Source organism: Inquilinus sp. OTU3971 (assembly GCF_038440215.1).
Genome location: NZ_JASATH010000035.1, coordinates 1 through 26,940, shown reverse-complemented (window position 1 = coordinate 26,940; position 26,940 = coordinate 1). Strand labels below are relative to the sequence as shown.

Here is a 26,940-nt window from a genome sequence, read left to right as displayed (position 1 = left end):
CATGACCTTCGTCCTCGCCATCGACCAGGGCACCAGCTCCACCAAGGCGCTGCTGGTCGATGCCGCGGGCGCGGTGGTGGCGCGCGGGGCAGCGCCGCTGGGCGAGACGCATCCCAAGCCGGGCTGGGTCGAGCAGGATCCGATGGCGATCTGGGACAGCGTGCGCGCGGCCGTGGCCGCCTGCCTGGACGGGCGGGATCCTCGCTCGGTCGCGGCGGTCGGCTTCAGCACCCAGCGCGAATCCCTGCTGATGTGGGACCGCCGCACCGGCGCGGCCCTGTCGCCGCTGATCAGCTGGCAGGACCAGCGCACCGGCGCCCTGTGCGAGGCGCTGCGCTCGCCCGACACCGAGCGGCTGGCGCGCGAACGCAGCGGCCTGCCGCTCGACCCGATGTTCTCGGCGGCCAAGGCGAAGTGGCTGCTCGACACGCTCGACCCGGATCGCGTCCGGGCGAAGTCCGGCGAGATCTGCCTCGGCACGGTCGATGCCTGGCTGCTCAGCCGCTTCGGCGGCGAGGCGGTGACAGAGGCCGGCAACGCCTCGCGCACCCAACTGCTGGACGTCCGCCGCGCCGCCTGGGACCCGGACCTGATGGCGCTGTTCGGCGTGCCGGAGGCGGCGCTGCCGCAGGTGGTGTCCTCGACCGGCCCGTTCCCGTCGGTCCGCGACCTCGACCCGCTGCCGGACGGCGTGCCGGTCGCCGCGGTGCTCGGCGATTCCCATGCGGCGCTGTTCGCCCATGGCGCCTTCGCCCCGGGCCAGATCAAGGCGACGATGGGCACCGGCTCCTCCGTCATGGGGCTGATCGACCGGGCCGAGGCGCTGGCCCCCGGCCTGTGCCTGACCATCGCCTGGTCGGTCGACGGCCCGGCGCTGGCGGCGGAAGGCAACATCCGCTCGGCCGGGTCGACGCTGCGCTGGGCGGCGGAGCTGCTGGGCCTGTCGACGCAGGATCTGGCGGACCTCGCGGCGGATGCCGCCAGCGACGGCGTCTACCTGGTGCCCGGCTTCAACGGGCTCGGCGCGCCGTGGTGGGACCTGAACGCGGTCGGCCTGCTGGCCGGCTTCACCCTCGGCACCGGCCGGGCCGCCATCGCCCGCGCGGCGCTGGAATCGATCCCGCACCAGATCGCCGACGTGGTCGAGGCGATCGACCGCAGCGTCGGGCAGGTGCGGGCGCTGCATGTCGATGGCGGGCCGACCCGCAACCCGGTGCTGATGCAGGCCCTGGCCGACCTCGCCGGCTGCGAGGTGCTGCGGTCGGACACGGCCGAGCTCTCGGCGCTCGGCGCGGCGCATCTGGCCGGGCTCGGCGCCGGGATCTGGGGTTGGGACCGCCTCGCGGCGCTGCCGCGCGAGCGGCACGGCTTCGCCCCGGCGATGCCGGCGGATCGGCGCCGGGGCGAGCGGGACGGCTGGCGGCGGGCGGTGCGGCGCGCCTCGGGCATGCCGCCGGAGACGGCGGGGCGCTGATCTGCCCCGACTGGTGACACGAAAAGGGATTTGAGGGATGGAAGCGCGCATCGACCGACCGGCCACCAGGACGTTCCTGCCGCGATTCAGCCTGACCAGCGGCGCCCAGGGCCCGCTGATCGGCCTGATCCTGCTCTGCGCGATCTTCTCCTTCGCCTCCGATCATTTCCTGTCGGTCCGCAACGGCCTCAACGTGCTGGACCAGGTCACCGTGCTCGGCATCCTCGCCATCGGCATGACCGCGGTGATCGTGATCGGCGGCATCGACCTGTCGGTCGGCTCGGTCCTGGCGCTGTCGATGATGGTGATGGGCTGGCTGGCGCGCGACATGGAGCTGCCGATGGCGCTGGCCATCCTGCTCGGCATCGGCGCCGGCGCAGTCTGCGGCCTCGCCTCCGGCCTGCTGATCACCATGGCGCGGCTGCCCGCCTTCATCGCCACGCTGACCATGATGTCGGTGGCCCGCGGCCTGGCCAACATCCTGACCGACGGCACCCAGATCGTCGGCTACCCGGACTGGTTCACCGCGCTCGCCACCGTGCGCAACTTCGGCTTCCTGTCGCTGACCGTGGCGCTGTTCCTGGTGCTGGTCGTGGTCAGCTGGCTGTACCTGACCTTCCGGCCCAGCGGCCGCAACCTCTACGCCATCGGCGGCAGCCGCGAGGTCGCCCGCCTGGCCGGCATCCATGTCGGCCGGGTGACGATCGCGGTCTACGCCGCGGCCGGGGCGCTGGCCGGGATCGCCGGCATGGCGCTGGCCTCGCGCCTCGACTCCTCGCAGCCCAGCGCCGGCCTCGGCTACGAGCTCGACACCATTGCCGCGGTCGTGATCGGCGGCGCCAGCCTGTCCGGCGGCGTCGGCAGCATCGGCGGCACGGTGGTCGGCGTCCTGATCATCGGCGTGCTGCGCAACGGGCTGAACCTGCTCGGCGTCTCGCCCTTCGTGCAGCAGGTGGTGATCGGCCTCGTGATCGCCGCCGCCGTCACCTTCGACACCCTCGGCCGGCGCAACCGCTGACCGGGACCACAAAGACGGAAAGACCGTCGCAACAGGAGAGGATCGACCCATGAAGACCCGTATCGCCATTGCCGCGCTGGCGCTCTTGGCCGGCACCGCCCTCGGCTCCCCCGCCTGGGCCAAGGACAAGGTGATCGGCCTGGCCGTCGCCAACCTGCAGGCCGACTTCTTCAACCAGATCAAGCAGTCGGTCGAGGCCTCGGCCAAGGAGCAGGGGATCAAGGTCGTCACCGTCGACGCCAAGGGCGATTCCGCCACCCAGGTCAGCCAGATCCAGGACCTGATCACCCAGCAGATCGACGCGCTGATCTACATTCCGGCCGGCGCCACCGCCGCCAGCGTCCCGGTCAAGGCGGCCAAGGCGGCCGGCATCCCGGTGGTCGCGGTCGACCGCAACCCGGCCGACGCGCCGGGCGACACCTTCATCGCCACCGACAGCGTCGCCGCGGCCCGCACGCTCGGCGAGTACGTCTGCAAGGTCACCGGCGGCAAGGGCAACGTCGCCGTCGTCCAGGGCCAGCTCGGCACCACGCCGGAGCAGGACCGCGACAAGGGCTTCACCGAGGCGCTGGCCAAGTGCCCGGACCTGAAGGTGGTGGCCAAGCAGGCCAGCACCATGTGGATGCAGGATGAGGGCTTCAACATCGCCCAGGACATGCTGCAGCGCGACCCGGACATCTCGGTGTTCTTCGGCCGGGCCGATGCGCTGGCGCTGGGCGCGGCCCAAGCGGTCAAGGTGGCCAATCTCGACCACAAGACCTGGATCTTCGGCTTCGACGGCGACGTCGCCGGGCTGAAGGCGGTGCAGGCCGGCACGCTGGACGCGACCATGACCCAGACCACCCAGCAGATGGGCCGGCTGGCGCTGCAGTCGGCGCTGGAGCTGGCGGACGGCAAGACCGTCCCGGCCGAGCAGCTGCAGGCGGCGACGCTGACGACCAAGGACAATGTCGCCGGCTTCATCGAGAAGCACCCCTGATGGCGGGCGCCGTTCGCGCCGCCGTGGTGGAGAGCCCCGAGGGGCTCTCCATCCGCGGCATCGGCAAGGCCTATGGCGGCATCACCGTGCTGGAGGGCGTCGACCTCGACATCCGTCCGGGCGAGGTGCTGGCCCTGTTGGGCGAGAACGGCGCCGGCAAGTCGACCCTGTCCTCGGTCATCTCCGGCCTGGTGCCACCCAGCGCCGGCACGATGTGTTGGCAGGGCCGGCCCTACGCCCCGGCCTCGCCCGGGGAGGCGATCGCCGCCGGCATCGGCCTGATCCATCAGGAGATGAAGCTGCTGCCGGACCTGACGATCGCGGAGAACGTGTTCGTCGGCCGGCTGCCGACCAGGGGCGGCCGGATCGACCGGGCGGAGATGAACCGCCGCGCAGGCGAGCAGCTGCATCGCCTGGGCCTCGACATCGCCCCGACGAAGCTGGTGCGCGAGCTGCGGGTGGCGGCGCAGCAGCAGGTCGAGATCGCCAAGGCCCTGACCCTGAACTCCCGGCTGCTGATCCTGGACGAGCCGACCGCGGCGCTGGGCGGCGAGGAGACCGAGCGGCTGTTCCAGCAGATCGAGCGGCTGAAGCGCGACGGCGTCTCTTTCATCTATATCAGCCACCGGCTGGACGAGATCGCCCGCATCGCCGACCGCGTCGCGGTGCTGCGCGACGGCCGCCTGGTCGCCACCCATGAGACGGCGCAGGTGCCGGTGAAGACTCTGGTCGAGCAGATGGTCGGCCGCAGCGTCGACCGGATGTTCCCGTCCGTCTCGGTGCCGGAGCAGCAGGCGCGGCTCGAGGTCTCCAACCTCACCGCCGCCGACGGCGCCTTCCGCGACATCAGCTTCACCGTGCGGGCGGGCGAGGTGTTCGGTATCGCCGGCATCGTCGGCGCCGGGCGGACCGAGCTGGTGCGCGGCGTCGTCGGCGCCGACCCGGTGGCGACCGGCCGGGTGACGGTGGATGGAAGGCCGGTCGATCTGCGCGGCCCGTCCGACGCGATCCGCGCCGGAATCATGCTGGTGCCGGAGGACCGCAAGCTGCAGGGCGTGGTGCTGGACCATTCGATCGCCGACAACATCGCCTATGCCAATTTCGACCGCATCGCCCCGGGTGGTTGGATCAGCCCCAGCCGGGTGCGTGGCTTCGCCGCCGAGTTGATCGCGCGGATGGGGGTGAAGGGCACGCCGGGCCAGCGCGCCGGGAATCTCTCGGGCGGCAACCAGCAGAAGGTCGTGATCGCGAAATGGATCGCGCGCGACCCCAAGGTGTTCATCCTGGACGAGCCGACGCGCGGCATCGATGTCGGCGCCCGGGCCGCGATCTACGACGTGATCGCCGGCCTCGCCGCGTCCGGCATGGCGGTGGTGGTGGTCAGCTCCGACCTTGACGAGGTGCTGGGCCTGTCGCACCGGATCATGGTGCTGGCCCGCGGCCGCAACCAGGGCATTCTCGACCGCGACCAGGCCAGCCGCGTCGCGGTGATGGAACTCGCAACCCGCTGAACCAAGGGGAACCCGTGCAGCTCTTCCGGCTCGATGATCAGATCGCCTTCGTCACCGGCGCCGGCAGCGGCATCGGCCAGCGCATCGCCGTTGGCCTGGCCGAGGCCGGCGCCGACGTCGCCTGCTTCGACCTGCCGGCGTCGGAGGCCGGCCTCGCCGACACCGCCGGCCGCGTTCGGGCGGCGGGCCGCCGGGCACTGACCCTGACCGGCGACGTGACCCAGGCGGCCGACCTGGCCGCGGCGGTGGACGCGGTCGAGGCTCAGCTCGGCGAACTCACCGTCGCGGTGAACTGCGCCGGCATCGCCAACGCCACGGCGGCGGAGGATCTGCCGGAGGCGCAATGGCAGCGCACGATCGACGTTAACCTGACCGGGGTCTTTCTGTCCGCACAGGCCGAAGCCCGCGTGATGCTGCAGCGGGGCCGCGGATCGATCGTCAACATCGCCTCGATGTCGGGCTCGATCGTCAACCGCGGCCTGCTGCAGGCGCATTACAACACCTCCAAGGCCGGGGTGATCCACCTGACCAAGAGCCTGGCGATGGAATGGGCCGACCGCGGCCTGCGGGTGAACGCGATCAGCCCCGGCTACACGCTGACGCCGATGAACCTGCGGCCCGAGGTGGCCGAGCAGCGCAAGATCTTCGAGCGCGACACGCCGATGGGCCGGATGGCGTCGGTGGACGAGCTGGTCGGCCCGGCGGTGTTCCTGGCCAGCGCCGCGTCGTCCTTCTGCACCGGCGTGGACCTGATCGTCGACGGCGGCTTCGTCTGCTGGTGAGTGGGAGAAGGGGAGGGCGGGCGAACCGCCCTCCCTATTTCACCGCGCCCGCGGTCAGGCCGCGGATGATGTAGCGCTCGAGGAAGATGCCGATGACGGCAAGCGGCGCGATCGCCGCGGTCGACAGCGCCGCCATCGCCCACCAGTTGATGCCCTGCGACCCGGTCTGGCTGGCCACCATCACCGGCAGGGTCTTGGCGTCGGTGCTGGTCAAGAGCGCGGCGAAGAAATACTCGTTCCAGCACAGCACGACCGACAGGATGAAGGCCGCCACCATGCCGGGCAGGGCCAGCGGCAGCACGATGCGCAGGAAGGCCTGCCAGACGGTGGCGCCGTCGACCCGCGCCGCCTCCTCCAGCTCGATCGGGATCGTGGCGAACTGGTCGCGCATGATCCAGATCACGATCGGCAGCACCATCAGCGCATAGATCAGGATCAGCCCGATCCGGGTGTCCAGCAGCGCCAGCTCCTTGTAGAGCACCAGGAACGGCATCGCCAAAACCACTGGCGGCAGGATCAGCTGCGACAGGAACCAGAAGGAGATGTCCTTGTTCCGCCACGGCCCGAACCGGTAGCGGAAGCGGCTGAGGCCATAGGCGGCGAGCGAGCCGATCACGACCGCCAGCACCGAGGCGCCGACCGAGACCACGATGCTGTTCTCGAAGCGCAGCAGGAACTCCTCGCGCACCGTCGAGGTCGATCCGATCGTGTCCGGCGACAGGCCGAGCGAGCGCCAGCCGCGCCAGTCCGGCTGGAAGTCGATCCAGGGAATCAGGTGGCCCCTGGTGACGTCGGCCGCGGTCTTGAACGAGGTCGTCACCGTCCAGTAGATCGGGAACAGTGAGATGAAGGCCCACAGCAGCGCCGCGGCGTAGAGCAGCGTACGGCCCGACAGGCGCTTGGCGCGCCAGGTCATGGCGCCGTTCATGTCAGCCGCCGCATCCAGCGGCTGACCAGGTTGAGCAGCGCGGTCACGAAGATGATGATCATAATGAAATAGACCTGCGCCAGCATGGTGCCGTAGCCGACATTCGATCGGTCCCGGTACTCGCGATAGATGAAGCTCGACACCGTGTCGGTGGCGCCGCCGGGCCCGCCCGACGTCACGTTGATGACGATGTCGGCCAGCTTGAGCTCGAAGATGATCCTGAGGATCACCGCGGTGACGCTGACCGGCAGCATCAGCGGGAAGGTGATCTTCCAGAACGACTGCCACGCCTTGGCGCCGTCGATCCGCGCCGCCTCCAGGATGTCGTTGGGTATGGCCTGCAGCCCGGCCAGCAGCAGGATCATGACGAAGGGAATCCAGATCCAAGCGTCCATCGCCATGATGCTGAGCCGCGCCATCCAGGGCGAGGCGAAGAAGGCGGGGTTCTCCCAGCCCAGGAACCGGGCCAGCGACGCCGCCGGGCCGAAGCGGTACTCCATGATCGACTTGCCGATCATCCAGCTGACCGCGACCGGGCTCAGCATGAACGGCAACAGGAAGGCGACGCGGAAGAACTTGCGGGCCCGGATCTCGGCGTTCAGCAGCAGGGCCAGGCCGAAGGCGATGGCGTATTGCACCAGCACCGCCAGCACGTACCAGACCATGTTGCCGAGCGCGTTCCAGTAATAGGGATCGGCCCACAGGGTGCGGAGGTTGTCGAGGCCGTTGAGCTGCCGGCCGGCGAAGGAGCTGAGGTTCCAGTCGGTGAAGGCGATGTAGAGCCCGAAAACGGTCGGGAAGATCACCATCGACACGGTGAACAGCACCGCGGGCAGCAGGAACAGCGCCCGGTGGCCGGCCTCGCCCCGGATCATCACCTGACCGGCGCCGAGCGCTACCGCCCAGGCCAGATAGGTGTAGAGCAGGGGGCGCCAGGTCTCGAAGCCGATCGCGACGATTTCGGCCGAGTCCAGCACTTGCAGCAGCGCCATCGCCGCCAGGCCGATTGTGGCGAGTCCGATCAGCCATCGCCCCGCCGCCTTGCGGCCGGCGGGGATGTGCGACGAGACGGGCTTGATGCTGTGATCGCCGGCGAGGGCGCCTATCTCCGCTTCGCTCATGCTGACTCGTAAAGTGCCGTGCGGACTGAAGTAAAGACTGTCCCCCCTCCCCCTGCGGGAGGGGGGTAGGGGGAGGGAGCTGTCGATCGAAGAGAGCCGCGGCGCCCGGACCGATGCTTCACCGCATGACAACTGTGCGAATTCCAGCCTGGCGGCACGAACCCCCTCCCCCTACCCCCCTCCCGCAAGGGGAGGGGGGACAAGGAAAGGAGCTGCCCCAGCATTGCTTCGATCACCCGGGACGTCACAACCCGAGCGATGCCCTGTACAGGGCGAGCTGCTTGTCCCGGCCGATCTGGTCGGTGAGCTTCTCCCAGGCCGCGGCGATGGCGTCGGCGCCTTGCTGGGCGCTGTTCTGGCCGGCGAAGGTCTTGGCCAGCTCGTCCTCGGCGATGCTGTAGTACTGGAAGATGCCGGGGATGCGCGGTTCGACCGCGGCATTCGGGTGGTTGTAGGAGGTCGACTGCGAGTTCAGGTAGGAACTGGTATAGGCCTCGTCATACCCGGCGGCGACCCATTCCGGGATGTTGAAATGGCTGTTCCGGTAGGGCTGAAAGCCGGAGGGATAGGCCGCGGTCCACAGCGACAGGTCCTTGCCGCCGAGATGGGCCGCGGCGCTCCAGGCCGCCTTGTGCTTGGCCGGATCGCTGTCGACCCGGGCCATGACATAGACACCCCAGCCGATATAGGCCATGTTCGGCGCGTAGTTCGGGCCGCTCGGCAGCTTCTCCCATGCCCCGGTCTTGGCGTTGTAGACGTCGTCCGAGCCCGGCAGGATGCTGAAGCCGCAGACGTCGCCGACCACCGAGGAATCGCTGGTGTTCGCCATCGATCCCACATCGCCCCACCAAGCCAGCATCGACCCGGTCCCGGCCAGGAATTGCTGGAAGGCGGTGGTGTTGGGGTCGGCGCCGAGCTGGTCGGCCGGCTCCGATGGCAAAGCGTCGATGACGTCCTGGATCGCCCGCACCCAGGCTGCGTTGTTGACGCGCGGCTTCATGGTGTCGACATCGAACAGCCAGGCCTTATCGTCCGGGTGCTTGGCATAGGCCGAGGCCCGGCTGCCCAGGAAGTAGAACATGAAGCCGCCCCAGGCCTTGGGCGCGTCGAGATAGCCGTAGACGTCCTGGCCGCCGACCTTCTTGCCCTTGAGGAACTTGGTCACCGCCTGGACCTGCTGCCAGGTCTTCGGCACGCCCCATTCGCCCTGGCCGCCGGCCTCCTTCCAGGCCGTAGCCAGGTCGGCGTCGGAGAAGACGTCGGTGCGGTAGTTGAAGTTGTGACAGTCGCCGTCGACCGAGATGCGGTAGGTCTTGCCGTTCCAGGTGCCGACCGGGGCCTTCAGATAGGCGACATAGTCGTCCATCTCGATCTGGGTCTTGACCCAGTCCGGCATCTCCGAGGCCAGGCCCTTGCCGCAGACATCGCCCTCGAACGGAGCGCCCATCTCGAGGATGTCGAAGTCCATCGTGCCGGTGGCGATCGACTGCTGCAGCCGCGGATTGTAATCGGCCTGGGCCAGGTCGATCCAGGTGATCTTAGCGCCGGTGTAAGTCTCCCAGGGCCGCAGGAAGCCGCGGAACAGCAGGTTGTGCAGGTTCTGGTTGTTGATACCCATGAAGGTCAGCTGGACGCCCTTGAACTCGCCCTCCTTCACCATCGCCTTGGTCGGGCCCAGGCACAGCTCGCCGACCTTCTGCCAGTCAGCGTCGGTCGGCGATCCCTTACCGACCCCTGGGATCTGCAGGATCTGGGCGCGCAGGTCGCCCTGCGCCAGCGCGGTCGAGGAAAGGGGGCCGAGCAGGCCCGTCGTGCCCAAAGCGGCGCCGAGCCCGGCCGCACTCTTCAGAACAGTGCGCCGGCTGGCCTGTGCCGCGACGATGCGGTCGTAATCCCGTAGCTTCACCGCGAATCTCCCTGTGGTCTTTTCGTTGTTGCCACCTTCGACCGGTCCGGAACCGCAACGGCCGCATCGCCCGATCGTTCCGACCCCAAGGTCGTGAAACGTTTCATGGCAGCGTTGCCAACTTTGCGATTTCGGCGGGTGCCGAAGTCGATCCTGAGTATGATGCGGCGACGAAAGGGGTGCAAGGGAGCGGCCGGGGAGCCGCATCCGCCCCGAAGCAGGGAAGGACGCGGATGGTGGGTGCGGGCAATTTCCAGCGGGTGTTCGGCGACACGAAGCCGGTGATCGCCATGGTGCATTTCGGGGCCCTGCCGGGCGCGCCGCTCTACGACTCGGCGGCCGGGCTGGACGGGCTGCTGGAGGGCGCGCGGCGGGACCTGCAGGCGCTGCAGGCGGCCGGCTTCGACGCCGTGATGTTCGGCAACGAGAACGACCGGCCCTACGAGTTCAAGGTCGATACGGCCTCGACCGCGACCATGGCGTACCTGATCGGCCGGCTGCGGCCGGAGATCACGGTGCCGTTCGGCGTCAACGTGCTGTGGGATCCGGCCAGCTCGGTCGCGCTGGCCGCCGCCACCGGCGCCGCCTTCATCCGCGAGATCATGACCGGCACCTACGCATCGGATATGGGGCCGTGGAACCCCGACGCCGGCGCGGCGATGCGGTATCGCAACCGGCTCGGCCGCGGCGACCTGGCGATGCTGTACAACATCTCGGCCGAATTCGCCTGGTCGCTGGACCGCCGCGACCTGGCCGACCGGGCGCGCAGCGCCGTGTTCTCCAGCATCCCCGACGCCATCCTGGTCTCCGGTGCGATCACCGGCGAGGCGGCGGCGATGTCGGATCTCGAGGCGGTGAAGCAGGTGCTGCCGCACACCCCGGTCCTGGCCAACACCGGGGTCAAGCACGAGACGGTCGCCGACGTGCTGCGGGTGGCCGATGGCTGCATCGTCGGCTCGTCGCTGAAGGTCGACGGCCACACCTGGAACGCGGTGGATCCCGACCGGGCGGCGGAGTTCATGCGCCTGGCGCGGGCGGCGCGGAAGGGCTGACGGCGATGGCGACGGATCTGTCCGACCCGGTCAAGCAGCGCCTCCGCGGCCTCGTGTCCGAGCTGATGCTGATCCCCGGCCTCAGCGGCCATGAGGGGCGGGTGCGGCGGCATCTCGCCGGGCTCCTGTCCGGGCTCGGCATCGCCTCGCGCTCCGACCGGCTCGGCAACCTGATCGCGACCGTCGATGGCACGGTCGCGGGGCCGAGCGTGATGCTGTTCGCCCATATGGACCAGCTCGGCCTGATCGTCCGCAAGATCGAACCCGGCGGGCTGGTGCGGGTGGAGCGGCTGGGCGGGGTGCCGGAGAAGGCGCTGGCGTCGCAGGCGGTGGTGTTCTGCGTCGGCGCCGGCCGCGACGTGCCGGGGGTGATCGCCAACAAGAGCCACCACGCCACCTCGCAGGAGGAGAAGTACCGGGTCCTGCCGTATCCGGAGATCTATATCGACGCCGGCTTCGACAGCGCCGCCGCGGTGCTGGCCGCCGGCATCGACATCGGCGCGCCGGTGGTCTACGCGCCGAAGGTGGTCGATCTGGCCGGCGACCGCATCGCCGGCACCGCGGTCGACGACCGCGCCGGCTGCGCCGTGATCGTCGAGGTCGCCCGGGCGCTGCTGGCGGCGCCGCGCCGGCCGACCGTGCATCTGGTGTTCTCGGTGCAGGAGGAGTTCAACCTGCGCGGCGCGGTCACGGCGGCGCAGGCGCTGGCGCCGGACATCGCCATCCAGCTCGACATCGTCCTCGCCACCGACACGCCGGACATGGCCCAGCGCGGCGACGTCCGGCTCGGCGGTGGCCCGGCGATGAGCCTGTACAGCTTCCACGGCCGCGGCACGTTGAACGGCACCATCCCGCATCCGGCGCTGGTCGCCCTGTTCGGCGAGGCTGCGCGCGGCGAGGGCATCCCGCTGCAGAAGAGCGCCCATGTCGGGCTGCTGACCGACTCCTCCTATGTCCAGCTGGTCAACGCCGGCGTCGCCTCGATCGACCTCGGCTTCCCGGCCCGCGGCACCCATTCCTCGCTCGAGATCTGCGACCTGTCCGACCTGGCCGGGCTGGCGCGCCTGCTGGCCGCCGGCATCGGCCGCATCGACGAAAGCTTCAGCCTGGACCGCGACCGGTACGAGACATGACCCATTATCTCGGCATCGACATCGGGACCTTCGAATCCAAGGGCGTGCTGGTGGCGGCGGATGGCAGCATCGCCGCCATGGCCGCGAAACCGCACAAGCTGATCGTGCCGCAGCCGGGCTGGGCCGAGCACCGGCCGAAGGAGGATTGGTGGGACGATTTCACCGTCCTCTGCCGCAAGCTGCTGGCCGACAGCGGCGTGCCGGCCGCGTCGATCCGGGCGGTCGGCACCAGCGCCATCGGGCCGTGCATGCTGCCGGTCGATGCGGCCGGCGAACCGCTGATGAACGGCGTGCTCTATGGTGTCGACACCCGCGCCCATCAGGAGATCGCCGACCTCACGGCCCAGATCGGCGAGGATGTGCTGCTGGAGCGCTGCGGCAACGCCCTGACCTCGCAATCGGTCGGCCCCAAGATCCTCTGGCTCAAGCGCAACCGGCCGGAGATCTTCGCCCGCACCGCCAAGATCCTGACCTCGACCTCGTTCCTGGTGCGCAAGCTGACCGGGCGCTTCGTCATCGACCATTACACCGCGGCCAATTCCAGCCCGTTCTACCTGGCCGACGCGCTGGCCTGGAGCGACGAGCTGGCGCCCGGCATCGTCGATCTCGGCCAGATGCCGGACCTGGCCTGGAGCACCGACATCGTCGGCACCGTCACCCGGCAGGCGGCGGCGGAGACCGGGCTGGCCGAGGGCACGCCGGTGATCGCCGGCACCATCGACGCGGCGGCGGAGGCGGTCAGCGTCGGCGTGCTCGACAGCGGCGACATGATGGTGATGTACGGCTCGACCATCTTCACCATCCTGCTCGGCGACACCCGGCTGCGCGACCCGCGGCTGTGGTGGGCGCCCTGGCTGATGCCGGGCCAGCACGCGGCGCTGGCCGGCCTCGCCACCAGCGGCACGCTCAGCCACTGGTTCCGCGACCAGTTCGCCCGCGAGCTCGACCCGGCCTCGGCGATTCCGGCGCTGGTGGCGGAGGCGGAGCAGTCGCCGCCCGGGGCGCGGGGGCTGGTGCTGCTGCCCTATTTCTCCGGTGAGCGCACGCCGATCCACGACCCGCAGGCCAAGGGCGTGCTGTTCGGCCTGAACCTGACCCACACCCGCGGCGACATCTGCCGGGCGGTGTTCGAGGGCATCGCCTGCGGCACCGCCCATATCGTCGAGACCTATCGCGAGGCGGGGCAGGTGCCGCGCACGGTCTTCGCGGTCGGCGGCGGCACCAGGAACCGGGTCTGGTCGCAGGCGACCTCCGACATCTCCGGCCATCCGCAGATCCTGCGGCAGAAGACCTTCGGCGCCAGCTATGGCGACGCCTTCCTGGCCGCACTGGCCGTCGGCGACGTGAAGCCGGGCGACATCCGGGCGTGGAACCCGACCGAATCGGAGATCACACCCGACCCGTCCCAGGCCGAGCTCTACCGGCGGCAGTTCGGGGTGTTCAAGGACCTGTATCCGGCGACGCGCGACCTGATGCGGCGGCTGGACGGGTGAGGGCAAGCATCAGCAAAAAGCCGTCATGGCGAGGAGCGAAGCGACGTGGCCATCCAGGGCGCGGTGCCGCTGGATGGCCACGCCCCTTCGGGGCTCGCCATGACGAATTTAGGGAACGTTCTGTCTATTAAGACCCGGCGTTGGCCTGCTGCTGGGGCAGTGGCTGCACCGGCATGCCGGGGTAGAAGATCTTCTGCGTGTTGCCGGTGATGACGCGGTCGCCCTCGGCCAGGCCCTTCTCGATGGCGACCAGCGGGCCGTCCGTCGGGCCCAGCGTCACCAGGCGCTGCTCCGCCTTGTTGTCCTGGCTGACGACATAGACGTAGCGCCCGAACTGGCTGGCGGCGACCGCCACCTGCGGCACCATCAGGGCGTCCGGCTGCGGCTGCAGATGGACGCGCACGCGGACATACTGGCCGGGCAGCAGGCCGAAGTCGCCGTTGCCGACGGTGGCGCGCGCCAGGATCGTCCCGGTCTGGTTGTCGACGGCGTTGTCCAGGAAGGTCAGCTCGCCGCGGTGCTTCGCCTCGGTCTCGCCCGGCAGCAGCACGTCGATCATGACCTTCCCCGCGGCCTGGGCGGCCCGGATCTTGCCCAGCTCGGTCTCGCTGGGGTTGAAGGTGACGTAGATCGGGTCGAGCTGCACCAGGGTGTTGAGGGCGGCGCTGCCGCCGACGTTGACCAGAGTTCCCACCGGCGCCTGGTTGCGGCCGAGCCGCCCGGCGAAGGGGGCCCGGATCTCGGTATAGCCCAGGTTCAGCTCGGCCTGGCGCTGCGCCGCCTGGTCGCTGGCCAGGGTGGCCTGGGCCTGCTTCAGATTGCTCTCGCGCTGGTCGAAGGTGTCCTTGTTCAGCCAGCCATTCTTGCTCAGCTCGCTGCCGCGATCGTAGTTCGAGCGCAGATAGTCGATGTTGGCCTGGTCGCGCTGCAGCTGGGCGTTGGCCTGGTCCAGAGCGGCCTGGAAGTCGCGCGGGTCGATCTTGTACAGCAGATCGCCCGGCTTGACGTCGGTCCCGTCGGTCGCCGGCTGCGCCTGGATATAGCCGGACACCTTGGCCTGCAGGCTGATGGCGGCGATCGATTCGGTGCGCGCGGAGTAGTCGAGATAGATCGGCAGCGACCGCTTGAGCACCGCCTGCACCGGCACCGGCATGGCGGGGGGAGGCCCGGCGGCGGGCGCGGCTTCGGCGTGCGCCGTGTCGCCGCCCAGCGCCAGCAGTGCCGGGGGAAGACGGCCGGTCTGGTACAGGCCGGCGACGACGGCGGCAGCCACGACGATCGATCCCAGGACGACGGTACGGACGCGCATGGCGCGATTCTCCACTCTATTCGGCCGGGCCGGCCTTCGGCTCGAGCCGATGGCCGTCGGTGGCATGGGGGCTCTCCGTGCCGCCGCGGCGTTCACGGAAGGACTCGATCACGGCGTAGAACACAGGCACGAAGATCAGGGTCAGGATGGTGGCGGCCAGCATGCCGCCGAACACGGTGGTGCCGATCGACTGGCGGCTGGCGGCACCGGCGCCGGTGGCGATCATCAGCGGCACCACGCCCAGGATGAAGGCGAAGGCCGTCATCAGGATGGGCCGGAGACGCAGCCGCCCGGCTTCCGCCGCCGCCTCGACGATGCTGTGGCCTTCCTCGCGCAGCCGCTTGGCGAACTCCACGATCAGGATGGCGTTCTTGGCCGCCAGGCCGATCAGCATGACCAGGCCGATCTGCGAATAGACGTCGATCTGCATCTGCCGGGCCCACAGCGCCGCGAACGCCCCGAACAGGGCCAGCGGCACCGCCAGCAGCACCATGAACGGCATCGACCAGCTTTCGTACTGGGCCGCCAGGATCAGGAACACGAAGACGATGGCGAGGCCGAACACCAGGGCCGCCACCGACCCCGCCTGCAGTTCCTGGAAGGTGATGCCGGTCCATTCATAGGCGAAGTCGCGCGGCAGCGCCGTGGCGGCCGCCCGCTCCATCGCCGCGATCGCCTGGCCCGAGCTGAAGCCGGCAGCGGGGGCGCCGTTGATCTTGGCCGAGGTGTAGTTGTTGTAGTGCGGCACCGTGTCCGGCCCGGCGATCGGCTTCAGGTCGCCCAGCGTGCTCAACGGCACCATGCCGCCCGCCGAATTGCGGACATACAGGCGCGAGATGTCGGTCGCCGATCCGCGGGCGTCCTTGTCCGCCTGGATGGTGACGCGGAAGGTGCGGCCGTACAGGTTGAAGTCGTTGACGTAGAGCGACCCCAGATAGATCTGCAGCGTGTTGAACACGTCGGGCAAGGTCAGGCCCAGCATCTTCGCCTTGTTGCGGTCCAGGTCGTAGTTGTATTGCGGGGTCGTGGTGCTGAAGCTGCTGAACAGCTGGTGCGGGTCGAGCTCCGGCTGCTTCCGCGCCTCGGCCAGAACCGCCTGGGTCGCCGCGTTCAGGGCGCCGACGCCCTGGCCCGACAGATCCTCGATCTGGAACTCGAAGCCGCCGGTGGTGCTGATGCCCGGGATCGACGGCGGGTCGAAGGCCAAAGCGAAGGCGTCGGGGATCTGCATCAACTGCGCGCCCACCTTCTGGGCCAGGGCCGACGCACTCTGGTCCGGCCCGCGCTCGGACCAGGGCTTCAGGATGGCGAACTGGGCCGCGGAGTTCGACTGGGCGGCGCTGGTCAGGAAGTTCAGGCCGACGATCTCGCCGACCGTCTCGATCCCCGGCGTCGCTTCCAGGATCGCGCGGGTCTTCTTCGCCACCGCCTCGGTGCGCTCCAGCGATGCGCCGTCGGGCAGCTGGATGACGACGAAGAAATAGCCCTGGTCCTCGACCGGCAGGAAGGTCGAGGGCAGGCGCGTCGACACCCAGTAGGTCAGGCCCAGCCCGGCCACGAACAGGATCATGACCAGCCAGCGGATGCGGATCAGGAAGCGCACCAGGGCCGCATAGCCATGCGACAGCGCATTGAAGCCGGCGTTGAACCAGCGGAACAGGATGAAGGGAGTGTGCGCCCGGTGCCGCAGGAACGCGGCGCTCAGGGCCGGGCTCAGCGTCAGCGAGTTGAAGGCCGACAGGCCGACGGAGATGGCGACGGTCAGCGCGAACTGGTTGTACAGGCGGCCGGACACGCCGGGGATGAAGGCGACCGGGATGAACACCGCCATCAGCACCGCGGTGGTGGCGATGATCGGGCCGGTCACCTCGGTCATCGCCTTGCGCGTCGCCGCCAGGGGCGGCAGCCCGGCCTCCAGCTGCCGCTCGACATTCTCGACCACGACGATGGCGTCATCGACCACCAGGCCGATCGCCAGCACCATGCCGAGCAGACTCAGCATGTTCAATGAGAAGCCCATGCCCTCCATGACCACCAGGGTCGCGATCAGCGACACCGGGATGGCGATGACGGGAATCAGGGTGGTGCGCCAGTTCTGCAGGAAGACGAAGACCACCAGCACGACCAGCGCCAGCGCTTCGAGCAGCGTCTTCAGCACGTCTTCCATCGCCGCCGACACGAAGCGCGTGGTGTCGTAGCGGATGCCGTATTCGATGCCCGTGGGGAAGCGCTGCTTCAGCTCCTCCATCTTGGCCTGGACGGCCTCCTGCAGCGCCAGCGCGTTCGATCCCGGCTGCTGGAAGACGGCCACGACCACGGCCGGCCGGCCGCCGAAATAGCCCGAGGACGAGTATTGCAGGGCGCCCAGCTCGATCCGGGCGACATCGCGCAGCCGCACCACCGACCCGGTCGCCGGGTCGGCGCGAACGACGATGTCGCCGAACTGGGCCGGGTCGCTCAGGCGGCCGGCGGCGTTGACCTGCAGCTCGAACGCGGTGCCCTCGGGGGCGGGCGACTGGCCGATCTTGCCGGCCGCCACCTGCACGTTCTGCTCGGCGACCGCGTTCTGCACGTCGACCGCGGTGACGCCCAGATTGGCCAGCTTGTCCGGGTCCAGCCAGATGCGCATGGAATAGCGTCGCTCGCCGAAGATCTGGACGTTGCCGACGCCGGGCAGCCGCTTGATCGGGTCGACGATCTGCAGATAGGCGTAGTTGCTCAGCTCCACCGGGTCGACCGACCCGTCGGGCGAGGTCAGGTCGACGATCAGGACGAAGTTCGGGTTCTGCTTCTGGATCGTGATGCCGCCCTGGTTGACGATCGCCGGCAGCGACGAGGCGGCCTGCGACACCCGGTTCTGCACGTCGACCGCGGCGATGCTCAGCGGGTAGCCGACCTCGAAGGTGACGGTGATGTTCGAGGTGCCGTCGTTCGACGAGGTCGACGACATGTACATCATGCCCTCGACGCCGTTGATCTGCTGCTCCAGCGGCGTCGTCACGGTGTCGGCCACGACCTGGGCGCTGGCGCCCGGATAGGTGGCCTGGACCACGACCTGGGGCGGCGTGATGTCGGGGAACTGCGAAACCGGCAGCAGGAAGTACGAGATGCCGCCGGCCAGCACCATGATCACCGCGATCGCCGAGGCGAAGATCGGGCGCTGGATGAAGAAGCCGATCATGACCGGGTCGCCCGCGCCGCGGTCCGGCCGAACAGACGGCACTGCATCGCGCCGCCGTCGCGCGCACCGCAGGAAATTGCCGAGGCCGACCCCCAGGCCATGGTAAACCTCTTGGTTAAGTTAACTTTGTGGTTGATTATCGTCCCGGCGGGCCGTCGTCAAGCGGAGCTTCGACCCCAACACCCCTGGCTGGGTCGGATCTTGACCTGATCCTGCTAGGGTGTTACCGGTAAGTAACAGAATAATTGATGCAGTGCAATGATACCGTCAAGGGCAAATCAGGTGCTATGACGACCATCACACCCCCGAGGCTGGAGGGTCTTTCAGGGCCCAGCTGCGAGCTGCGGCCGCGCGACCGGATCCTCGGCACCGCCCGCGACCTGTTCCACCGGCACGGTTATCGCGGCGTCGGCGTCGACACCATCGCCGAGGCGGCCGGCACCAACAAGATGACGCTGTACCGGCATTTCGGGTCGAAGGACGACCTGATCGTCGAATGCCTGCACGGCCTGGCCGAGGAGGCCGACGCCATCTGGGCGGGCTTCGAGGAGAAATACCTCGGCGACCCGGTGGCGCAGCTGCATGCCTGGGTCCAGGCCGGGGCGGACTGTGCGATCGCGGATGCGCGCGGCTGCGACATGGTCAATGCCGCGGTCGAGCTGACCGAGCCCGGCCATCCGGCCCGGCGCGTGATCGAGGATTTCAAGACGGCCCAGCGCGACCGCTTGGTGCGGCTGTGCCGGGCCGCCGGCGCCACCCAGGCGGAGCTTCTGGCCGACACGCTGTGGCTGCTGCTGGAAGGCGCCCGGGTGAGCCGGCAGAGCGTCGGCGCCGAGGGGCCCAGCGCCCGCTTCATCCGCATGGCCGAGGCGATCATCGCCGCCTTCCTGCCGCGCGAGACCGCCGGCGCCCCCTGAGCCCGGCAGCGACCACGAGCTGCTGTCCGCCCTGCGGCCGACGCCTTGCTCGTGCTCTTAACACATTGTTTGCTTGTATTAATCTGCGACTCTGTTCATGCTATGTTCCATGAACAAGGCGCAGACCGATCCGATGCCGGACAGCCCGGCCGCTCCGCAGGAGGAGCGGGCGGCGGATCTGTGCGTGGTGGCGGAGCTGGTCGAGATCCAGATGTCGATCGCCCGGGCGACACAGCGGGAGGCGCTGCAGGCGCCGCAACCCGGCGTCGACTATTGCCAGCGGATCGCCACCGTCTCGCGCGCCGTGCGGCTGACCCTGCTGCTCAAGGACAAGCTGTCGCGTCAGGCCGAGGAGCGGCGCAAGGCCGCGGTGCAGCGCGAAGCCGCCCAGGAGGACTGGCACGAGCTGCGGGTGAAGCTGGCGATGCAGGCGGCGGTCTACGAGTCGTCCGAGGACGGTGAGGAGGATCGCCGCGTCGACGAGCTGAGCGAGCGGCTGGAGCGGCCGGAGGTGGCGGAGCTGATCGAGGCCAGCCGGGCCGAGGTCGCGGTGGCGGCGCTGTGCCGGCGCTGGGGCTATCCGGTGCAGGTGAAGCAGTGGCTGGAGATGGCCGACGAGGCCATGGAGGAGCTGGGCTTCCTGCCGTCGCAGGACGGCGAGGACGACGAGGATCCGCCCGAGCCCCGCTCCGCGGCTCCCCGCCGCCGCAAGCCGCAGCCGCCGGACACGGGGTGAGCCGCTCGCGCACTCACTGCCTTCACCACCACATTCAGCATTCGCGAGCGCAGCCTTCCACACTCCCCCTCCCCTTGCGGGAGGGGGTTGGGGGAGGGGTCTGCGCGCGTCCGCGCGCGAATGCGCAGAGGACGGGTCTCGCCGTCGGCCGAAGCGTCAGAGTTCAGGCCGGCCTTGATGGTGAAAACCCCCTCCCCCTGCCCCCTCCCGCGAGGGGAGGGGGAGAGTAGAAGGGATGGATTGGCTCGAACGGCGGTTTTCTGAAAAGGCCTCGCCCTGCGGGAGGGACCGGAGGCGCTTGCGCCTCCGGGTGAGGGGAGGGCGTCGAGGCCGGGATCCGCCCTCACCCGGTCTCGCTGCGCGAGCCCGACCTCTCCCGTACGATATCTGTCAGGCCCTGTCCGAAGGCACCGACCTCACCCGACCTCACCCGATCCGCTGGCGGCGGCGATCGGCGTGCCGTCCGGCGCCCCGGCCTGGCTGTTCAGCGCCGCCATGGCCGCCGCGACCCCGCCGGCGCGATGCGGCACGCCGGCCGCCGCCAGCCCCATCTCGACGCCGGTCAGGGCGCCCATCAGCACCAGCTCGTTGCAGGCGCCGAGATGGCCGATGCGGAACACCTTGCCCGCCAGCCGGCCGAGGCCGGAGCCGAGCGACATGTTGAAGCTGTCCAGCACCAGCTTGCGGAACCGGTCGGCGTCGTGCCCCGGCGGCAGCAGCACCGCGGTCAGCACCGGCGAATACTCGGCCGGCTCCAGGCACAGCACCTCGAGCCCCCAGGCGCGCACGGCCGCGCGGGTCGCCGCCGCCAGCCGCCTGTGGCGCGCGAACACGGCGTCCAGCCCTTCCTCCTGCAGCATGGCCAGCGCCTCGCGCAGCCCGTACAGCAGGTTGGTCGCCGGGGTGTAGGGGAAGAAGCCGCCGGCATTGGGCTTCAGCATCTCGGCCCAGTCCCAGTAGGAGCGCGGCATCCGGCTGGCCTTCGACGCGGCGATCGCCTTGTCGGAGATCGCGGTGAAGCCGAGGCCCGGCGGCAGCATCAGGCCCTTCTGCGAGCCGCTGACGGTGACGTCGGCCCGCCATTCCTCATGGCGGTAGTCGACCGAGGCCAGCGACGAGATGGTGTCGACCAGGAACAGCGCCGGATGGCCGGCGGCGTCGATGGCGCGGCGGATCTCGGCGATCCGGCTGGTGGCGCCGGTCGAGGTCTCGTTGTGCACCACCATCACCGCCTTGACGGCGTGGCCGCGGTCCTCCGCCAGCTTGGCCTCGATCGCGGCGGGATCGGCGCCGTGGCGCCAGTCGCCGGGGATGAAGTCGACCTCGACGCCCCAGCGCGCCGCCATCTGCCGCCACAGCGTGGCGAAATGGCCGGTCTCGGCCATCAGCACGCGGTCGCCGGGCGACAGGGTGTTGACGATCGCCGCCTCCCAGGCGCCGGTGCCGGAGGAGGGATAGATGATCACCGGGCCGGAGGTCTTGAACACCGCCTTGCAGCCCTCCAGCACCTCCTGGCCGAGCCGGGCGAAGTCCGGGCCGCGATGGTCGATGACCTGCCGGCTGATCGCCCGCAAGATGCGCTCCGGCACCGGGCTCGGCCCCGGGATCTGCAGGAAATGCGGCCCGCTGCTGCTGGTCATGATCCCTCCCTGAAGGCTGTTGCCGCGCCGATGGGATGGGGTTTGGATAACACAATAGTGCGGAGTCGCGGCACAGTCGGGCGGAAAGGGAGTCCGATGGCGGGTCTGGACCAGAAGCTGCGGGCCGAGATCGACGGCGATGTCCTGTTCGACGCGTTCAGCCGCGGCCGCTACGCCACCGACGCCTCGCATTACCAGATCATGCCGGCCGGCGTGGTGGTGCCGCGCAGCATGGATGCGGCGGTTCGGGCCCTGGCCCTGGCGCGCGAGGCGGGGGTGCCGGTCACCGCCCGCGGCGGCGGCACCTCGCAATGCGGCCAGACCATCAACCGCGGCCTGGTGGTCGACGGCTCGAAGCACCTCAATCGCATCCTGTCGCTCGATGTCGAGGCCCGGCGCTGCACGGTCGAGCCGGGGATCGTGCTGGACGAGCTCAACCGCCGGCTCAAGCCGCACGGGCTGTGGTTCCCGGTCGATGTGTCGACCGCGTCGCGCGCCACCATCGGCGGCATGGTCGGCAACAACTCCTGCGGCGGCCGCTCGCTGCGCTACGGCACCACCCGCGACAATGTCGCGTCGATCGACGCCGTCCTGGCCGACGGCAGCGCGATGCAGTTCGGCGAGGTCGCGGCCGACGCGGTCGACGGCATCAACGACCCGCGGGCGCGGGCCCTGGCACAGCGGCTGCTGGCGATCGGCGCGCGTGAGTCGGCCGAGGTCGCCGCCCGCTTCCCGAAGGTGCAGCGCCGCGTCGGCGGCTACAATCTCGACGCCCTCGACCCCGCCCGCGGCCGGGTCAACCTGGCCCATATCCTGGTCGGGTCGGAGGGGACCCTGGCCTATTCCACCGCGGTCGAGCTGAAGCTGTGGCCGCTGCTGGGCCGCCGGGCCCTTGGCGTCTGCCATTTCGGCTCCTTCCATGCGGCGATGGATGCGGCCCAGCACCTGGTCAAGCTGAAGCCGATCGCGATCGAGCTGGTCGACGCCACCATGATCGCGCTGGCGAGCGAGATCGCGATGTTCCGGCCGACCCTCGACGCCCTGCTGCGCGGCGAGCCGGCAGCGCTGCTGTTGGTCGAGTTCGCCGAGGACGAGGCGGAGAACGCGCGGCGGCTGCAGCAGCTCGGCGAGTTGATGGGCGATCTCGGCTACGCCTTCGACCATGATCGGGCGCGCTGGGGCGGAGTGGTCGAGGTGCTGGACCCGGCGCTGCAGGCGGCGATCACCGATCTGCGCACCTCCGGCCTCAACATCATGATGTCGATGAAGGAGCAGGCGAAGCCGATCTCCTTCGTCGAGGACTGCGCCGTGCCGCTGGAGCATCTGGCGGAATACACCGACAGCCTGACCCGGGTGTTCGAGAAGCACGGCACCCGCGGCACCTGGTACGCCCATGCCTCGGAAGGCTGCCTGCATGTCCGGCCGGTGCTGAACCTGCGGCTGGAGCAGGACGTTAAGGCGATGCGCGCCATCGCCGAGGAGGCCTTCGCCCTGGTCCGCGCCTACAAGGGCTCGCATTCCGGCGAGCATGGCGACGGCATCGTCCGCAGCGAGTTTCACGAGGCGATGTTCGGGTCGCGGCTGGTGCGCGCCTTCGAGGAGGTGAAGCAGGCCTTCGACCCCGACGGCGCGCTGAACCCCGGCAAGATCGTGCAGGCGCCGCGCTTCGACGACCGCTCGCTGCTGCGTTACCCGCCCGGCTACCGCGCGGAGGAGCTCGCGCCGCGGCTCGACTGGTCGGCCTTTCCCGGCGCCGCGGGCGGGCTGCTGGGCGCGGTCGAGATGTGCAACAACAACGGCGCCTGCCGGAAGCTCGAGGGCGGCGCCATGTGCCCGTCCTACCGCGTCACCCGCGACGAGCGCCACGTCACCCGCGGCCGCGCCAACAGCCTGCGCCTGGCGCTGACCGGCCAGATCGGCCGCGACGCCTTTGCCTCGGACGAGATGGCCGAGACGATGAAGCTGTGCGTGTCCTGCAAGGCCTGCAAACGGGAATGCCCGACCGGCGTCGACATGGCGCGGATGAAGATCGAGATGCTCGCGGCACGAGCCGCCCGAAACGGCTTCTCGCTGCGCGACCGGCTGGTGGCGACCCTGCCGCGCTATGCCCGCTTCGCGGCGATGGCCGCGCCGCTGCTCAACCTGCGCGACCGGATCCCGCCGCTGGCCCGGCTGTCGGAACGGCTGCTCGGACTCAGCGCCCGCCGCCGGCTGCCGGCATGGCGGCGCGACCGCTTCCGGGCGCCGGCCGCCGCGGTCGGCCCCGAGGGCGGGAAGGAGGTCGTGCTCTGGGCCGACAGCTTCAACGCCGCCTTCGAGCGCGAGGCCCTGGATGATGCGATCACCGTGCTCACTGGCGCCGGCTATCGCGTCCATCTCCCCCGGCCGGCCGACGGCTCTCGGCGGCCGCTGTGCTGCGGCCGGACCTTCCTGTCGGTCGGCGATGTCGACTCCGCCCGCGCCGAGATGACCCGCAGCCTGGCGGCGCTGCGGCCGTTCCTGGAGCGCGGCGTGCCGGTGGTCGGGCTGGAGCCGAGCTGCCTGTTCACCTTCCGCGACGAGGCCGTGGCTTTGCTGCCGGGCGACGAATCGCGCCGCGCCGCCGCCCATGCCCTGCTGTTCGAGGAGTTCGTCGCCCGCGAGGCCAAGGCCGGGCGCTTCGCGCCGGCCCTCGCGCCGGTTGCAACCAGGGCGCTGCTGCACGGCCATTGCCACCAGAAGGCCTTCGGCGCGATGGGCGCGGTGCAGGCGGCGCTGGGGCTGATCCCCGGCCTGGAGGTCGAGACCGTCGAATCGAGCTGCTGCGGCATGGCCGGCGCCTTCGGCTACCAGGCGGAGACGATCGACGTCTCGCTGGCCATGGCCGAGCTGTCGCTGCTGCCGGCGGTGCGTCAGGCCGCGCCGGACACGGTCGTGGTGGCGGACGGCACCTCCTGCCGGCACCAGATCCGCGACGGCGCCGGGCGCGAGGCGATGCATGTCGCACGGCTCCTCGCCGCCAGCATGGCGGCGGCCGCCCGCCGGTCCTAAAAGCGCGGGCTTAGGCGGGCCGGTCCGGGTCGGTGTTCGGCTCCAGCGGGCCTTCGGCCTCCTCCTCCTCGGGCAGGATGTCGCCATGCACCGGCAGCGGCGTCCCGATCCAGACCGGGTCGACCAGATGGTCCCGGCGCGGATTGCTGGTGTTGGGATGGATCAGGATGCTCAACCCGTCATGGTTCAGCATCAGCCAGGGCACCAGCGTCGCGAACAGCTCGGTGGCGAAGGAGACCTGGAACATCGCCTGGTCATGCGGCCCGACCCTGACCTCGTGCCAGCGGCCGAGGCGGACGCGGAAGCGTTCGCCGATCCAGCCGCGCAGCCGCTCGGCCCGGTCGCGGGTCGCCGCCGGGTCGAAATAGACATGGGCGTGGTAGCTGGCGATCTCCGCCACCGGCCGCGGCGCTTCCCTGGAGTCCATCGCGCGTCTCCCGCTCTCGTCGTCCGACTGTAGCGCAGGACGGGAGAAAGCGGGGGCCTCACACTGCGCCGAGCCGCAGCAGGATCCGGGCCAGGGCGTCGAAATGCTCGCCCGGGACGGCCTCGCCGATCTTGCCGTCGGCATGCAGCTGCCGCGCCAGCAGGGGCGCCGTCTCCATCGGCACATTGGCCATGCCGCCCTTGAACGACTTGCCGACCAGCATCGGCACCGAGGTCTCGCCGGGAACGAAGCGGATGCCGACGGTGACCTCGCCGTCGGTGATGAACAGGGTCGGCATCGAGGACCCGCCTTCGCCGCGGGCCAGGCCGCGATGCAGCTGCCGCCGGGTGCTGCGGATGAACGGGTCGCCCTCCTGCTCCTTGCGCTCGCGCTTCATCTCGCTGCGGGTCATCCGCTGGTCGCGCTGGAACAGCCAGCGCTGCAGCAGCATGTCGATCAGGGCGAAGACCAGCAGCACCGCGATGATGCCGATCAGCACCGGCTTCAGCGTCGCCACCAGCACCAGGCCGATGCAGTCGCGGCCGCATTGCGGCGTCACCAGCACCGCCCGCAGCGCCCCGAGGGCGAGCAGCCCGATCACCCCCAGGAGGGTGCAGGCCTTCACCACCGCCTTGGCGAATTCCAGCAGGTTGCGCAGGCTGAACAGCCGCTGGAAGCCGCTCACCGGGTTGATCTTGTCGCCGCGCGGCACCAGCGGGTCGAACGAGAACGGGATGCCGCGCAGGAAGCCGACATTGGCGAGGATGCTGGCGACGACGATCACCAGCACCAGCGGGGCGACGATCCTGGCTGCGAGCGACAGCAGGGTCGGGATGATGGTGTAGCTCTGGTCGAACGGCTTGGCCGTCAGGGCGATCGGCTCGGTCAGGATGGCGCGGAACGCCTCCATGATCGCCGGCCCCTCGACTCCGAGATAGAGGAAGCCGGCGACGAGGGCGACCACCGTGACCAGGTCGCGGCTGTGCGCCACCTGGCCCTTGCCCCGGGCATCCGCCAGCTTCTTGGCGCTGGCGGGGAGGCTCTTGTCTTCGCTGGTCTGCTGGCTCACGGCAGCACCGTCCGGGCGAGGTCGAGCACGCCGCGCATCGAGCCCAGGCTGTCGTTGAAATAGGGCACCAGGAAGATGGCGTAGATCGGCAGCACCAGCACCAGCGCCGCCGACTTTACCGACAGCGACAGGTCGAAGACGTTGAGCTGCGGCGCCATCCGGCCGATCACGGCCAGCGCGATGTCGGCCAGCAGCATCACGATCACCAGCGGCACGGCGAGCAGCAGGCCGAGCCGGACCACATGGTCGAGCAGGCCCAGCAGCAGGGTCGGCGTCTCGCCGGTGAAGGGCGGCAGCAGCTCGGTCACCGGCCACAGGGCGTAGCTGGAGTAGAGCGCCTCGGCTACCACCCCGAGGCCGTTGCCGGCGAAGAACAGAGCCAGCAGCACCAGCACGAACAGCGTGCCGACCGGTGAGGCCTGGCCCGAGGCGTTGGGGTCGAGCAGATAGGCGCCGTTGACGCCGCGCTGCATGTCGATCAGCTCGCCCGCCGCCTCCACCGCCCAGAAGGGCAGGCCGAACAGCAGGCCGAGCAGGAGGCCGATCACCGCCTCCTTTGCCACCAGCATCAGCATCTGGCCGGGCTGCAGCGGCGTCAGCACCCCCAGCTCCGACGTCACCTGCGACACCATCGGCAGAGCGATGGCGATCATCACCGCGTTGCGCAGGATGCCGGTGAGGCCGAGCCAGGCGAACATCGGCAGCACCGCGGCCAGGGCGACCGGGCGGGCGATGGCGATCGAGACGGCGGTGACATAGGGCCCGATCAGCTCGGCCAGCAGCCGGAAGGATTCGATCATCAGGGCGGCCTGGCATCCGCCGGGATCGCGCCGCGGGTGATCGCCGGGAAGTCGGTGAAGATGCGGTCGGTGTAGCGCACCAGCGGGCTGGCCAGCATCGGGCCCAGCAGCACCAGGGCCAGCACCACGGCGATCACCTTGACCGCCATCGGCAGGGTCTGGTCCTGGATCTGGGTCACCGCCTGGAACAGGCCGACCAGCAGGCCGACCGCGGCGGCGATGGCGAGCGCCGGCAGCGACAGCAACAGCGTCAGGGTCAGCGCCTCCTGCAGCAGATGCGAGATCACCGCCTGGTTCATGAGCGCGCGTCTTCCGACAGGAGGGCCACCGGAATCACGTTTCGGCGGGGTGGCTCCTTTCTAGTCCCCCCTCCCCTTGCGGGAGGGGGGCAGGGGGAGGGGGCTGGGGGGGGGGGGGCGGGGGGCGGGGGGGGG

General features: G+C 69.9%; 21 protein-coding genes. 11 read left to right on the top strand and 10 right to left on the bottom strand.

All coding sequences use genetic code 11. From position 1 onward, the window contains the following. Nucleotide 1: 1 nt before the first annotated feature. From AAHM41_RS11590 to AAHM41_RS11570, 5 genes are read left to right on the top strand one after another with little or no spacing between them, the layout of a single operon-like run. On the top strand, nt 2–1,474 hold the full coding sequence (locus tag AAHM41_RS11590) for an FGGY-family carbohydrate kinase (protein WP_342236692.1): 1,473 nt from the start codon (nt 2–4) through the stop codon (nt 1,472–1,474). 37 nt (nt 1,475–1,511) lie between these two features. Next, entirely contained in the window at nt 1,512–2,492 is a 981-nt protein-coding gene (locus AAHM41_RS11585) for an ABC transporter permease (RefSeq protein WP_342236691.1), read from the top strand. 49 nt (nt 2,493–2,541) lie between these two features. Further along, entirely contained in the window at nt 2,542–3,471 is a 930-nt protein-coding gene (locus AAHM41_RS11580; RefSeq protein WP_342236690.1) for a sugar ABC transporter substrate-binding protein, read from the top strand. Further along, nucleotides 3,471–4,982, top strand: a complete 1,512-nt coding sequence (locus AAHM41_RS11575; protein ID WP_342236689.1) for a sugar ABC transporter ATP-binding protein — start codon at nt 3,471–3,473, stop codon at nt 4,980–4,982. Before AAHM41_RS11580 ends, AAHM41_RS11575 begins: the two co-directional genes overlap by 1 nt. 14 nt (nt 4,983–4,996) lie before the next feature. Beyond that, nucleotides 4,997–5,764: an SDR family oxidoreductase gene (locus tag AAHM41_RS11570; protein WP_342236688.1), complete on the top strand. Its 768-nt coding sequence runs from the start codon at nt 4,997–4,999 to the stop codon at nt 5,762–5,764. A gap of 34 nt (nt 5,765–5,798) precedes the next feature. Here AAHM41_RS11570 and AAHM41_RS11565 read toward each other — a convergent pair whose 3' ends face one another. From AAHM41_RS11565 to AAHM41_RS11555, 3 genes are all read right to left on the bottom strand, one after another. Further along, complete coding sequence (locus AAHM41_RS11565) at nt 5,799–6,692, bottom strand: carbohydrate ABC transporter permease (protein WP_342236687.1); 894 nt, start codon at nt 6,690–6,692, stop codon at nt 5,799–5,801. Continuing rightward, a complete protein-coding gene (locus AAHM41_RS11560) occupies nt 6,689–7,813 on the bottom strand; it encodes a carbohydrate ABC transporter permease (protein ID WP_342236686.1) in 1,125 nt (374 codons plus the stop codon). The genes AAHM41_RS11565 and AAHM41_RS11560 overlap by 4 nt, the downstream gene beginning before the upstream one ends. A gap of 244 nt (nt 7,814–8,057) precedes the next feature. Beyond that, complete coding sequence (locus AAHM41_RS11555) at nt 8,058–9,719, bottom strand: hypothetical protein (RefSeq protein ID WP_342236685.1); 1,662 nt, start codon at nt 9,717–9,719, stop codon at nt 8,058–8,060. Nucleotides 9,720–9,952: 233 nt separating this feature from the next. Between AAHM41_RS11555 and AAHM41_RS11550 the strand changes: the two genes are divergently transcribed. Genes AAHM41_RS11550 through AAHM41_RS11540 form a run of 3 tightly spaced genes read left to right on the top strand, consistent with a single transcriptional unit; the run spans nt 9,953 to nt 13,397 of the window. Then, entirely contained in the window at nt 9,953–10,771 is an 819-nt protein-coding gene (locus tag AAHM41_RS11550) for a BtpA/SgcQ family protein (RefSeq protein ID WP_342236684.1), read from the top strand. A 5-nt stretch (nt 10,772–10,776) separates the two neighbouring features. Continuing rightward, complete coding sequence (locus AAHM41_RS11545; protein ID WP_342236683.1) at nt 10,777–11,904, top strand: M42 family metallopeptidase; 1,128 nt, start codon at nt 10,777–10,779, stop codon at nt 11,902–11,904. After that, nucleotides 11,901–13,397, top strand: coding sequence for an FGGY-family carbohydrate kinase (locus AAHM41_RS11540; RefSeq protein ID WP_342236682.1), 1,497 nt, complete (start codon nt 11,901–11,903; stop codon nt 13,395–13,397). Before AAHM41_RS11545 ends, AAHM41_RS11540 begins: the two co-directional genes overlap by 4 nt. Before the next feature lie 127 nt (nt 13,398–13,524). Here the strand turns inward: AAHM41_RS11540 and AAHM41_RS11535 are convergent, their stop codons facing one another. Together AAHM41_RS11535 and AAHM41_RS11530 are read right to left on the bottom strand one after the other, a co-directional pair. Next, on the bottom strand, nt 13,525–14,706 hold the full coding sequence (locus tag AAHM41_RS11535; RefSeq protein WP_342236681.1) for an efflux RND transporter periplasmic adaptor subunit: 1,182 nt from the start codon (nt 14,704–14,706) through the stop codon (nt 13,525–13,527). Between the two features lie 16 nt (nt 14,707–14,722). Then, nucleotides 14,723–17,887, bottom strand: a complete 3,165-nt coding sequence (locus AAHM41_RS11530; protein ID WP_342236680.1) for an efflux RND transporter permease subunit — start codon at nt 17,885–17,887, stop codon at nt 14,723–14,725. A 287-nt stretch (nt 17,888–18,174) separates the two neighbouring features. Here AAHM41_RS11530 and AAHM41_RS11525 point away from each other — a divergent pair, with 287 nt between their 5' ends. Both AAHM41_RS11525 and AAHM41_RS11520 read left to right on the top strand, forming a co-directional pair. After that, nucleotides 18,175–18,804 carry a TetR/AcrR family transcriptional regulator gene (locus AAHM41_RS11525; protein ID WP_342236679.1) on the top strand — a complete coding sequence of 210 codons (630 nt, stop codon included), beginning with the start codon at nt 18,175–18,177 and terminating at the stop codon, nt 18,802–18,804. A 109-nt stretch (nt 18,805–18,913) separates the two neighbouring features. Continuing rightward, complete coding sequence (locus AAHM41_RS11520) at nt 18,914–19,540, top strand: hypothetical protein (RefSeq protein WP_342236678.1); 627 nt, start codon at nt 18,914–18,916, stop codon at nt 19,538–19,540. Nucleotides 19,541–19,956: 416 nt separating this feature from the next. Here AAHM41_RS11520 and AAHM41_RS11515 read toward each other — a convergent pair whose 3' ends face one another. Continuing rightward, the gene (locus AAHM41_RS11515) at nt 19,957–21,180 is read right to left on the bottom strand and encodes a pyridoxal-phosphate-dependent aminotransferase family protein (RefSeq protein ID WP_342236677.1); all 1,224 of its coding nucleotides are present in this window, start codon (nt 21,178–21,180) and stop codon (nt 19,957–19,959) included. Nucleotides 21,181–21,276: 96 nt separating this feature from the next. Between AAHM41_RS11515 and AAHM41_RS11510 the strand changes: the two genes are divergently transcribed. Next, a complete protein-coding gene (locus tag AAHM41_RS11510; protein WP_342236676.1) occupies nt 21,277–24,210 on the top strand; it encodes an FAD-binding and (Fe-S)-binding domain-containing protein in 2,934 nt (977 codons plus the stop codon). Between the two features lie 10 nt (nt 24,211–24,220). Here the strand turns inward: AAHM41_RS11510 and AAHM41_RS11505 are convergent, their stop codons facing one another. Genes AAHM41_RS11505 through sctS form a run of 4 tightly spaced genes read right to left on the bottom strand, consistent with a single transcriptional unit; the run spans nt 24,221 to nt 26,805 of the window. Beyond that, nucleotides 24,221–24,637 carry a DOPA 4,5-dioxygenase family protein gene (locus AAHM41_RS11505; RefSeq protein WP_342236675.1) on the bottom strand — a complete coding sequence of 139 codons (417 nt, stop codon included), beginning with the start codon at nt 24,635–24,637 and terminating at the stop codon, nt 24,221–24,223. Nucleotides 24,638–24,695: 58 nt separating this feature from the next. Further along, nucleotides 24,696–25,706: an EscU/YscU/HrcU family type III secretion system export apparatus switch protein gene (locus AAHM41_RS11500; RefSeq protein WP_342236674.1), complete on the bottom strand. Its 1,011-nt coding sequence runs from the start codon at nt 25,704–25,706 to the stop codon at nt 24,696–24,698. After that, nucleotides 25,703–26,506 carry a type III secretion system export apparatus subunit SctT gene (gene sctT / locus AAHM41_RS11495; RefSeq protein ID WP_342236673.1) on the bottom strand — a complete coding sequence of 268 codons (804 nt, stop codon included), beginning with the start codon at nt 26,504–26,506 and terminating at the stop codon, nt 25,703–25,705. The genes AAHM41_RS11500 and sctT overlap by 4 nt, the downstream gene beginning before the upstream one ends. Then, a complete protein-coding gene (gene sctS / locus AAHM41_RS11490; RefSeq protein ID WP_342236672.1) occupies nt 26,506–26,805 on the bottom strand; it encodes a type III secretion system export apparatus subunit SctS in 300 nt (99 codons plus the stop codon). Before sctS ends, sctT begins: the two co-directional genes overlap by 1 nt. Nucleotides 26,806–26,940 lie beyond the last annotated feature (135 nt).